The sequence below is a fragment of the Marinomonas lutimaris genome, from assembly GCF_019426345.1.
GTDB classification, from domain to species: Bacteria; Pseudomonadota; Gammaproteobacteria; order Pseudomonadales; family Marinomonadaceae; genus Marinomonas; species Marinomonas lutimaris.
Genome location: NZ_JAHLLW010000015.1, coordinates 94,843 through 104,878, shown reverse-complemented (window position 1 = coordinate 104,878; position 10,036 = coordinate 94,843). Strand labels below are relative to the sequence as shown.

The window sequence follows — 10,036 nt, the reverse complement described above, 5'->3', positions numbered from 1 at the left end:
CCTCCCCTTGGAAGACATAAGGGGAGGGAATAATTACGTTGATGCAGAGCAAAGCAAGCTAGAATTGAAAAATGACATTCCTACGAGGTAGGCGCTAGTTTCGCAGGAGGAATGTCATTTCTTCAAGTCTCTGTGACTGAGCTACTCAAGACGTTGTTGATTTCTTTCCAAGTAAGTCCACTACCCTTTTTCGCTTCGGTTTTGGTTTGGGTGATTTGGATAATTTGCCCTGCGATGGAGATGGCGATTTCGAAGGGCTTTTTGCCTGCGATTTCGTTTAAACCCACTGGGCAATGCACGGAGTCGATTTCCGCTTGGCTGAAGGAGGCGCTGACGAGGCGTTTTTTGAAGCGCAGGGCTTTGGTTTTCGAGCCAATTAAGCCGATGAATCGGCAGTCTTTTCGATCTAACAAGGCTTCCACTAGCTGATAATCCAATGCGTGGTCGTGGGTCATGACTAAGGCGATTTCGTTATGACTCATATGATCTATGTGTTCCAACATGGATTCATACAAAAAGGGTGTGACGTTGCTCGGTAGGCCTTGGATGTTGTGATCTTGCGCAAGGTTTTCGCGGCTGTCGATCCATGAGATTTTCGCCTGCATGTTGCCCAATACATTGACCAAGGTGGTCGCGACGTGTCCCATTCCAAAGATAGTGATCTTTGTGGCGGGTTCTGGGAAGTACTCTAGCAACACGCTAACCGTGCCGCCACAACATTGGTTGGTTTTGGCAGCAAGGGGAAAGTTCTCCAACACATGAGAAGGCGAAGACGCATCTTGCAGCATGGCTCGGGCTTTTTGGCAAACAGCGTATTCCAGCTGTCCGCCGCCGATGGTGTCGAAGCTGTGTTCTTCGGTAATGATCATCTTGCTGGATGATTCCCGAGGCGCAGAACCTTGGGTGCCAATCACAGTGGCTATCACCCAAGCTTGCCCTGCTTTCTCTACTTCCTGTAACGCCTGAACCCAGCTCATAGAAGACATCATAGGCTGACTTCCCCACCTGTTTTATGATTTTGCGCCGCTTGCATGGCGTAATACACCGCTTCTGGCGTAGCTGGCACGGCCAATGGAGGCGAGATTTTATGGTCTGCCACCGCAGCGCAAGCGTCTTTTAATGCGCACCAAACGGAAATCCCCAGCATGAGTGGCGGTTCGCCCACAGCTTTAGAACGATAGACAGATTCTTCACTGTTAGGACGATCGAACAATTTAACATTGAATTTCTCTGGAATGTCCGCCGAGGTTGGAATTTTATAATTCGCAGGACTGTTGGTGGTGATGCGGCCTTTGTCATCCCAGCTTAATTCTTCTGAGGTGAGCCAGCCCATACCTTGCACAAACGCGCCTTCGATCTGACCTATGTCCAAATCTGCGTTTATCGAATCCCCTACATCGTGCAAGATATCAACCTGGGTAACTTTGTATTCCCCTGTGAAGGTATCGACGATCACTTCAGACACGGCCGCGCCATTGGCAAAGTATAGGAAAGGTCGGCCTTTGGCGGCTTTGCGGTCGTAGCCAATCTTCGGGGTTTTATAAAACCCGGTAGACGATAAAGACACGCGGTTCATGTATGCCAATTTGATGAATTCAGGGAAGCTCATTGTCTCGCTGCCTAGGATGACTTGATCGTCTTCAATAGCAAATTCATCGGCAGCAATAGCAAAGTGTTCCATGGCGAATTCTTGCAAGCGGCTTTTGATCGTCATGGCCGCATCCAACGCAGCCATGCCGTTCAAATCCGTTCCCGCTGATGCGGCGGTTGGTGACGCGTTTGGCACTTTGTCAGTACGAGTAGAACCTACGTTGACGCGTTGGTAATCAATGCCAAAGGCTTTGGCAACAATTTGCGCCACCTTGGTGTAAAGCCCCTGCCCCATTTCCGTTCCGCCATGGCTCACGTGCACACTGCCGTCGGTGTAGATATGCAGCAAGGCACCACCTTGGTTTAAGTGTTTCGAGGTAAAGGAAATACCAAATTTTACTGGCGTAAGCGCTAGACCTTTTTTCAGGAAAGGATTCTGCTTGTTGAAGGCGTTAATCGCCTCACGACGAGCTCGATAATCTGAGCTGGTTTCGAGCTCTTCAATCAATGTAAGCAACACATCGTCATCGACTTTTTGCCCATATGGCGTGGTGTCTTTACCGGCTTGATAACAATTTAGCTTACGAATATCTAAGGCATCTTTACCGACTGCGCAAGCGATTTCCTCAATGACGTTTTCCGCTAAAATCACACCTTTTGGCCCACCAAAACCACGAAATGCGGTATTGGAAACTGTGTGGGTTTTACCGCGATAACCACTGATACGAGCATTCGGTAGAAAGTAAGCATTGTCCGCATGGAACATGGCGCGATCGACAACGCCGTCCGACAAATCGGCGGTACAACCACATTTTCCGACCATATCGTATTCTGCCGCGAGGATTTCTCCCGCGTCAGAAAAGCCTACTTGGTAGCTGTTCCAGAAGTCATGACGCTTGCCCGTTTGTACCATGTCGTCTTGACGAGGCATGCGATATTTCACCGGACAACGATTTCGTACTGCAAGCACAGCCGCCATACAGCCCAGCACCGCTGCTTGGGATTCTTTGCCGCCAAAACCACCGCCCATACGTCGTACTTCAACAAGAACCTGTGCCACGGGTAAACCTAGCACACGCGCCACCAGCTTTTGCACTTCGGCAGGATGCTGGGAGGAAGCAAATACTTGCACGCCGCCATCTTCATTAGGCGTTGCCACACTGATTTGCCCTTCCAAATAGAAGTGCTCTTGGCCCTTGATGTACAAATCGGATTTAAGCTTGTTCGGCGCGGTTTCTAATGCGCCTTTGGCATCGCCACAGCTGATGGTGTGAGTTGGCAAGACAAACTCTTGGCGCTCTAACGATTGACGAGGATGCAAGGTTGCTTCTCGCGGTTTGTACTCTATCTCAGCCAAGGCAACGGCTTGTTTCGCCGCACGTAAACTGGTTGCAGCGACCGCAAAAATTGATTGGCCGATGAAGTGAACAAAATCACCAGCGAGTAGTAAATCGCCACTTAACACAGGTGACACATCCACTTCCCCAGGAATATCCGCTTGCACGATAACATCCACCACACCTGGATAAGCACGCACTTTGTCCAAATTGATCGACACAATATCCGCATGGGCTTCGGTCGATAATCCCGTTGCCACATGCAATTCATTTGGCCATTCTGGCATGTCGTCGATGTAAACAGCTTGACCTGTTACGTGCTTAATAGCCGATTCATGGACGGGCAAAAGCCCTTTCTTAAAGGCTTTTGTGTCGAGAGTGAAATCTTGTGGAAGTTTACGCATGAGTGCTGCCCTCCGAACCGGTCGATAAAATGGAATCGCTGACAGCGTGACCAGAGAAAGTCACTACCTCGGTGCCGTTTAGTTCCAGCCATGCTTTACGAATCAGGTTGCTGGCCATATCTAAACGATATTTCGCGCTGGCTCGCATGTCGCTCATTGGCGTTAATTCACCACGCAATGCTTCGATAGCTTGATTTAAGGCTTGTTCGTCGTTAATGGCTTTGCCGGTCAGCGCTGATTCTGCTTTTAAGCCGCGAATCGGTGTGGCGGCCATGCCACCAAATGCAAAGCGCACGTCGCTTACTTTGCCATTATCCACACCGAATCGAACCGCTAACATGACACTGGAAATATCGTCTTCCATGCGTTTCGATACTTTATAAAAACGATGAAATTGCGACAGTTTGTCGAGCGGCACATCAAAGGATGCGATCATTTCATCGTCGGCTAGTTGAGTTTGTTTGTAACCTTGGTAAAAGTCCGCGATGTTCACGACTCTGGTGCTGCCGTCGTGTTTCAATAATTGAATATCGGCATCAAATGCCAGCAACAAAGGCGGTAAATCGGCAATTGGGGATGCGTTCGCTACATTGCCACCGATCGTGCCGCGATTACGAATTTGTCGAGAGGCAATTCGGCTCAGCAAGCCATGGATCTGCGGATAGAGCAACTTACTGAAATCCTCCAACTCACTGTAAGTCACCGATGCGCCAATATGGAGTGTCGATTCACTTAACTGCAACTGTTTGAGTTCCGCCACGCTAGATACGTCGATGAGAGTATCAAAATCACGATAGCGCTGAGTATTTTCTAGCATCAAATCCGTACCACCAGCGATCAAGGTGGCGCCTGGATTAGAGGTTAATGCCTGAGCAAGTTGCTCTAAATTGATTGGTTGCAGATAATTGCTTTTGGCATTCGTCTCGGCTTGTAGGTTTTCAAGCAGACCTTTAATGCCTTCGTTTTTACTCATCAGCTCAATAAAAGGTGTCTCTTTAGCTTCTTGCACCTTAATCATAGATAAACCAGCTTCGATGATTGGACGATAGCCAGTGCAACGACACAAATTACCAGAGATGGCATCGCAAACCGCTTCACGATCAATGGGCAGATCAGCGTTCTGTTTGTTTTCGTATAACCCTGCCAACGACAACACAAAACCCGGTGTACAAAAACCACACTGAGAACCATGAGATTCCACCATGGCTTGTTGAGCTGGATGCAATTCATTAACTTTAGACAAATACTCAACCGAGACAACATGTTTGCCCGACAAGGATTGTACGGGCGTAATACATGAATTGAGCGTTGAATAGGTCAATTCGCCGTTCTCTAACGCACCAACAAGCAGCGTACATGCACCACAATCTCCCGATGCACATCCCTCCTTCGTACCGGTTAATCCACGCTTTTCTCTTAGGTAACGCAAAGCCGTAAAGTCGCTAGGGAGCGTGTTATCGTCGATGAGCTCATCGTTTAGTATAAATTGCAAAGCGCTCTCCTTATTTAAAATGATGTAAGCAATGATAGCTTAAATGCAAAAATCTGACCAATCGTACAAACTTTTAGTTTAAAACGAATTTTTCCACTTGAACAATTAATTTTGTAATCAAAAACATCCACCATCCCACTCAAAAATGAATTGAATATGTAAAGAGCACTGTTTTCTCTAGCCACAAAGACAAATGAGTTTTATTATCATTAATGCAGTTTGATAAAGGACATAAGGTTACCAATATGGACAAGATTAACATTAATGAAGAATTTGTATCTCTAAACGAAGAATGGGCACCAAAAATCATTGCCGAGTCCAATGGGCAATCGGTACGAATCCTAAAGGGGACAGGAGAGTTAGGCTGGCACAAACATGAAGACGAAGAGAAAATAATCATGGTATTCAAAGGCCAACTGACCTTAAAGCTCAAATCATCTAGTGACATAGTCCTTGATGCAGGCGATATGTATGTCATGCCAAAAGGGGTTGATCACTGCCCTGTCGCACAAACTGACACGCACTTCATGATGATAGAACCGTCTTAGACTGCTCTCCAAGGTGAGCATCAAATATAAAACCAGAGCGATAAAGATATAGCACTGTTAAAAATTTAGGTCTAAAATAAGACTTAAATTTAGTACTTAATTGAGGTTCCTATGAGACAAGTCTTAGCCAATTACACAGCCAGTATTTCTGAATTAAAGAAAAACCCAACGGCTTTACTTAACGAATCTGGTGGCTCTGCTATCGCCATTTTAAACCACAATAAGCCAGCGGCTTACCTCGTCCCTGCTGAGGCCTATGAGCTTTTAATGGAGATGGCCGATGATATTGAACTAGCAAAATTGGTTGAGGCTCGCCGTACTGATTTATCCAAAGCCATCGAAGTGAGTTTAGATGACTTATAAATTAAAATTTCTTCCTGCTGCTCTAAAAGAATGGCGCGAATTAGCACCACAAATTCAAACACAATTTAAAAAAAAGCTAGCGGAGCGACTAGAAAACCCACATGTCCCTGCCTCAAAGCTGCGCGGCTATGATTCTGTCTATAAAATAAAACTAAGAACCTCAGGCTACCGCCTAGCTTATGAAGTCATTGATGATGAAATCGTCATCTATGTACTGGCAATTGGCAAACGAGACAAAGACGCGGTGTATAAAAAACTCGCCTCTCGGATTGATTGACTTTAATTCTCTCACCAAAAAAGCCGAAACAAGCAAGCTAGACAACACTTTTCAAGTTACCGTAAATATTATTTATTTTTCAACAATCTATTGGCTTTATACTGGTATAACTAAGCCTGAACTTGTTGAACACATACTATTTGGCTTATTAAGAGATCGAGATGACATCATCAAAAAATGGGCTGAAAGCCATCGCGTTTATAGAGGCACTAAAAGGCTTAATGTCTCTTATCGTAGGGTTAGGAATCCATGTCTTAGCTGGCGAGAACTTACAAAAAATAGCTGAATCCATCGTCTCTCACGCTCATCTAAATCCTGCGAGCCATTTTCCAAGTATTTTCATCCATGCTGCAAGCTCAATTACAGACCGCAATATGAGTTTGGTTGCTATTGGTGCACTAGTTTATTCACTAATTCGGTTCGTTGAAGCCTATGGTTTATGGAAAGCGTTTGTTTGGACTGAATGGTTTGCCTTAGTAACAGGAGCAATCTATTTACCATTTGAGATCTATGAAATCATTTTTCATATACACATTTTGACTGTCTGCGTATTTTTGCTAAATGTCATAGTGGTTTGCTACATGGCGAGTGTACTTTACAGCAAACGAAAAAAAGACACAGCATTGCTGCCATCCAGTGAAACCTCATAGAACTAGATTTGATATCTACTCTCTATTTCCAAGCAAATCATATTTACTTCCCCGTCTACTGTTACACCCAATATCACTTTTTTAACGCACCATTTTGTCTCACCTCTCCACTCCATATCTGAAAAAACGTATCTATCCAAACCTTAAATTTTTATTTTTCAATTTAAATTCATACACTTACAGAAAATTTCAGATTCCCACAGAATATGGAACAAATGTTGCTAACCAATATAAATGTGAAACAAGCGGGTCTTTAGTCCCTATTATTTGTATGGAGCATGTTTATGAAAGCGGCAAAGAAAACAGCAATCCGATTAACACTTTTAGCCAGTCTCATCTCAACCACCTCTGCCATGGCGGCAGATCAGGTGACGTTTCAATTAGATTGGCTACCAGGCGGTGATAAAGCGCCCGTTTATGTGGGGATTCAACAAGGTTTCTTTGCTGACGAAGATTTGGAAGTTAAGATCGCCAGTGGTCGTGGTTCTACTGATGCGTTGACTAAGATGGCCACAGGCCAATCGGATATTGGCAGTTCTGATATTGGCGCTTTGATGGCAGCCAAAGCGCAAGCCGATGTACCAGTGGTCGCCGTCTTTCCTTACTTCACCCAAGCGCCCCACGCGTTCTTTGTGCTGAAAAGCAGCGGCATTACCTCTATTAAAGATTTGAAAGGCAAAAAAGTCGCGACGTCGCCTTTTACTTCATCTAATGCTTTCTTGCCTTTGGTATTGAAGCAAAACGGTTTGAGCGAAAGCGATATTAAATTAGTGAAATCTGATCCAGGTGCATTAGCACCAATGATGATTACTGGTAGTACCGACGCCATTATTGCTTGGGTTACCAACACAGCGCTTTATGAAGCACAAGCAAAAGGCGCAGGCAAAGAACTGATCGAAATGCCTTGGTCAAACTCTGGCTTGTCACTTTATAGTTCCTCTGTTTTAGCCTCTGAACGCTTTTTAGAAGAACGCCCAAATGTGGCGAAACGCTTCATAAAAGCCTTTGCGAAGTCTATTGAATTTACTTATGCCAACCCAGACCAAGCCGGTGCAGACCTACACAAAATGGTGCCAGAAGTAGACGCCAACATTGTCTCCGCACAAATAAAGAGCATTTATAACTTGGTGTACAACGATGTCACCACAAAAGATGGCTTCGGTAATTTCACCGACGAACGTATTCAAAAAACCTGGGAATACGTAGCCGAAGCCAACGGTCTAACAGCGGACGCGATTGATCCAAAAACTGCCGTGAACAATAGCTTTAAACCGGAGTAGCCAAATGGAAGACAAAAACACGACAGATGACAATGCTAAAGCGGCCTACGTTAGCATGAAAAGCGTGGGTCATAAATACGATCCACGTCCAGAAACACCAATGGTAGTGCAAGGTATTGATCTCGACATCCACCGTCACGAGTTCGTGGCGGTAGTAGGACCTTCTGGGTGTGGTAAATCCACCCTGTTACGCATGGTGGCAGGGCTACTGATTCCTTCTCATGGTGAAGTATCGGTATTCAATCTGCCCGTAACAGAACCTCGTGATGATGTGGGCATAGTGTTTCAAAAGGCCAATTTATTACCTTGGTTAACCGTGCGTAAAAATGTGTTGTTTCCACTCAAACACAAATACGGCAGCTATTCCGCCAGCGATGAAAAGCGCGCAAACGAGCTATTAGAAATGGCGGGGCTAACCCAGTTTGCTGACAAGATGCCAGACGAGCTGTCAGGCGGTATGCAACAACGTGTGGGTATTATTCGCGCACTGTTGCTTAACCCAGACATTCTTTTGATGGATGAACCTTTCTCGGCTTTGGATGCGTTAACTCGTGAGCAAATCGGTTTTGATCTACTGGATATTTGGAAGAAGAATCCAAAAACCGTGTTGTTTATCACCCACTCCATTAGTGAAGCTGTGCTGTTATCTGATCGCATTTTGGTAATGAGCAAGCGCCCCGGCACGGTTCTGGATTTGATTGAGGTGGATTTACCTCGCCCGCGCTCGTCGAAAACCATCAACTCCCCTCGTTTTGCTGAGCTAACCGATTTAATTAGAGGCTATATCTATGAACCCAACGTACCAGCCTAAATCCTGGCTCGGCCAGCAGGCAAATCGCTTCGCGCCTGGCTTGTTCTTTATCGGCCTTGTGCTGTTATGGGAATTAATCTGTCGTTTTGGCAATGTGCCAAACTACATTCTGCCGTCGCCATCAGCGATTTTTACCGCCTTTTTTGATGTGGAATTTTCTCGCTGGTTAACCCACCTTTGGGCGACACTACGTGTGGCTTTAATGGGTTTTGCCTTGTCTATCGTTATTGCGATTCCCTTGTCGATTAGCATGATGCGTTCTGAACTGATGAACCGCGTGTTGTATCCAGCTTTGATCGTGATTCAGTCTACACCTGTGGTTGCGGTTGCGCCTTTGATCATTGTCTTGCTTGGCACAGACGATCCCTCTCGCGTGCTGATTACTTGTTTAATCACCTTCTTCCCTCTTGTGGTATCAACCACGACGGGCATGTTGGAAACACCGCCTGAAATGATCGAACTCAGCCAATCTTTGCGTGCTCCGCGTTATCGTGAAACTTGGCAGATCCGAATTCCTTATGCGATTCCACACATTTTCAGTGGCCTTCGTGTCTCTATCACCTTGGCGATTATCGGCGCTGTAGTAGCGGAGTTCGTCGCGGCAGAAGAAGGCTTGGGCTATTTCATTCAGTTCTCCACCTCGTTCTTTAAAATTCCACAAGCGTTTGCTGGGCTGATCTTCTTATCGGTTATCAGTTTGTTGCTGTTTAAATCGATCCAGTGGATTCAGGCTTGGTGGTTTCCGTGGAGCCTTCCTAAGAAGAAATAAAATAGAGACAGATATGACATTAAACACTAAAGACACCGAATTTTTACGCCAAAGCTTTGCCCTAGCGGATGAAGCCAAACAACAAGGCATCCACCCGTTTGCGGCGATATTGGTCGACGATGAAGACAATGTGCTAATGAGCCAAGTAAATGGCTACTTGCCTGATTTCGATATGACGGGACACGCCGAACGCAAATTAATGACGCGCGCAAGCAAAGCCTATCGCCCTGACTTTCTGGCGAAATGCACCATGTACGTTTCCGCCGAGCCTTGCGCCATGTGTGCAGGTTCTGCCTATTGGGCAGGTTTAGGACGCCTTGTGTATGGATTAAGCGAAGACAGCTTGAAACAGATCACTGGCAATCACCCAGAAAACCCAACTTTGGCTTTGCCTTGTCGCACCGTATTTGAATCGGGGCAACGAAAAGTAGAAGTGATTGGGCCTTGCCTTGAAGAAGAGGCAGCAAAATTGCATGAAGGTGTTTGGTAATACTAATTAAGCAATAGAAAACAAT

The 10,036-nt window shown here is 45.7% G+C and carries 11 protein-coding genes; 8 read left to right on the top strand and 3 right to left on the bottom strand.

Annotated elements, in window-relative coordinates; genetic code table 11:
* Positions 1 to 122: 122 nt before the first annotated feature.
* From xdhC to xdhA, 3 genes are read right to left on the bottom strand one after another with little or no spacing between them, the layout of a single operon-like run.
* Entirely contained in the window at positions 123 to 989 is an 867-nt protein-coding gene (gene xdhC / locus KPL72_RS15960; RefSeq protein WP_219703662.1) for a xanthine dehydrogenase accessory protein XdhC, read from the bottom strand.
* Complete coding sequence (gene xdhB / locus KPL72_RS15955) at positions 986 to 3,331, bottom strand: xanthine dehydrogenase molybdopterin binding subunit (protein ID WP_219703660.1); 2,346 nt, start codon at positions 3,329 to 3,331, stop codon at positions 986 to 988. Before xdhB ends, xdhC begins: the two co-directional genes overlap by 4 nt.
* Complete coding sequence (xdhA, locus tag KPL72_RS15950; protein WP_219703658.1) at positions 3,324 to 4,823, bottom strand: xanthine dehydrogenase small subunit; 1,500 nt, start codon at positions 4,821 to 4,823, stop codon at positions 3,324 to 3,326. The genes xdhB and xdhA overlap by 8 nt, the downstream gene beginning before the upstream one ends.
* Before the next feature lie 245 nt (positions 4,824 to 5,068).
* Here xdhA and KPL72_RS15945 point away from each other — a divergent pair, with 245 nt between their 5' ends.
* The 8 genes from KPL72_RS15945 (at position 5,069) to KPL72_RS15910 (ending at position 10,011) form a co-directional block, all read left to right on the top strand.
* Positions 5,069 to 5,371: a cupin domain-containing protein gene (locus KPL72_RS15945; protein ID WP_212915629.1), complete on the top strand. Its 303-nt coding sequence runs from the start codon at positions 5,069 to 5,071 to the stop codon at positions 5,369 to 5,371.
* Between the two features lie 111 nt (positions 5,372 to 5,482).
* Positions 5,483 to 5,734 carry a type II toxin-antitoxin system Phd/YefM family antitoxin gene (locus KPL72_RS15940; RefSeq protein WP_219703656.1) on the top strand — a complete coding sequence of 84 codons (252 nt, stop codon included), beginning with the start codon at positions 5,483 to 5,485 and terminating at the stop codon, positions 5,732 to 5,734.
* On the top strand, positions 5,724 to 6,011 hold the full coding sequence (locus KPL72_RS15935; RefSeq protein ID WP_219703654.1) for a type II toxin-antitoxin system RelE family toxin: 288 nt from the start codon (positions 5,724 to 5,726) through the stop codon (positions 6,009 to 6,011). Before KPL72_RS15940 ends, KPL72_RS15935 begins: the two co-directional genes overlap by 11 nt.
* A 161-nt stretch (positions 6,012 to 6,172) precedes the next feature.
* On the top strand, positions 6,173 to 6,661 hold the full coding sequence (locus tag KPL72_RS15930; RefSeq protein WP_212915630.1) for a DUF2127 domain-containing protein: 489 nt from the start codon (positions 6,173 to 6,175) through the stop codon (positions 6,659 to 6,661).
* A 284-nt stretch (positions 6,662 to 6,945) separates the two neighbouring features.
* Positions 6,946 to 7,941, top strand: coding sequence for an ABC transporter substrate-binding protein (locus KPL72_RS15925; RefSeq protein WP_219703652.1), 996 nt, complete (start codon positions 6,946 to 6,948; stop codon positions 7,939 to 7,941).
* Positions 7,942 to 7,945: 4 nt separating this feature from the next.
* A complete protein-coding gene (locus KPL72_RS15920; RefSeq protein ID WP_212915632.1) occupies positions 7,946 to 8,752 on the top strand; it encodes an ABC transporter ATP-binding protein in 807 nt (268 codons plus the stop codon).
* Entirely contained in the window at positions 8,730 to 9,521 is a 792-nt protein-coding gene (locus KPL72_RS15915; RefSeq protein ID WP_219703650.1) for an ABC transporter permease, read from the top strand. The genes KPL72_RS15920 and KPL72_RS15915 overlap by 23 nt, the downstream gene beginning before the upstream one ends.
* Positions 9,522 to 9,534: 13 nt before the next feature.
* Positions 9,535 to 10,011 (top strand): nucleoside deaminase, encoded by a 477-nt coding sequence (locus KPL72_RS15910; protein WP_212915634.1) that lies wholly within the window; start codon positions 9,535 to 9,537, stop codon positions 10,009 to 10,011.
* The last annotated feature ends 25 nt before the right edge of the window (positions 10,012 to 10,036 follow it).

What these genes read in the sequence shown, in the direction of transcription:
- KPL72_RS15940 (WP_219703656.1), top strand. Translation starts at nt 5,483, where the DNA reads ATGAGACAAGTCTTAGCCAATTACACAGCCAGTATTTCTGAATTAAAG.
- KPL72_RS15935 (WP_219703654.1), top strand. Translation starts at nt 5,724, where the DNA reads ATGACTTATAAATTAAAATTTCTTCCTGCTGCTCTAAAAGAATGGCGC.
- xdhB (WP_219703660.1), bottom strand. Translation starts at nt 3,331, where the DNA reads ATGCGTAAACTTCCACAAGATTTCACTCTCGACACAAAAGCCTTTAAG.
- KPL72_RS15920 (WP_212915632.1), top strand. Translation starts at nt 7,946, where the DNA reads ATGGAAGACAAAAACACGACAGATGACAATGCTAAAGCGGCCTACGTT.
- KPL72_RS15915 (WP_219703650.1), top strand. Translation starts at nt 8,730, where the DNA reads ATGAACCCAACGTACCAGCCTAAATCCTGGCTCGGCCAGCAGGCAAAT.
- KPL72_RS15930 (WP_212915630.1), top strand. Translation starts at nt 6,173, where the DNA reads ATGACATCATCAAAAAATGGGCTGAAAGCCATCGCGTTTATAGAGGCA.
- KPL72_RS15945 (WP_212915629.1), top strand. Translation starts at nt 5,069, where the DNA reads ATGGACAAGATTAACATTAATGAAGAATTTGTATCTCTAAACGAAGAA.
- KPL72_RS15925 (WP_219703652.1), top strand. Translation starts at nt 6,946, where the DNA reads ATGAAAGCGGCAAAGAAAACAGCAATCCGATTAACACTTTTAGCCAGT.
- KPL72_RS15910 (WP_212915634.1), top strand. Translation starts at nt 9,535, where the DNA reads ATGACATTAAACACTAAAGACACCGAATTTTTACGCCAAAGCTTTGCC.
- xdhC (WP_219703662.1), bottom strand. Translation starts at nt 989, where the DNA reads ATGATGTCTTCTATGAGCTGGGTTCAGGCGTTACAGGAAGTAGAGAAA.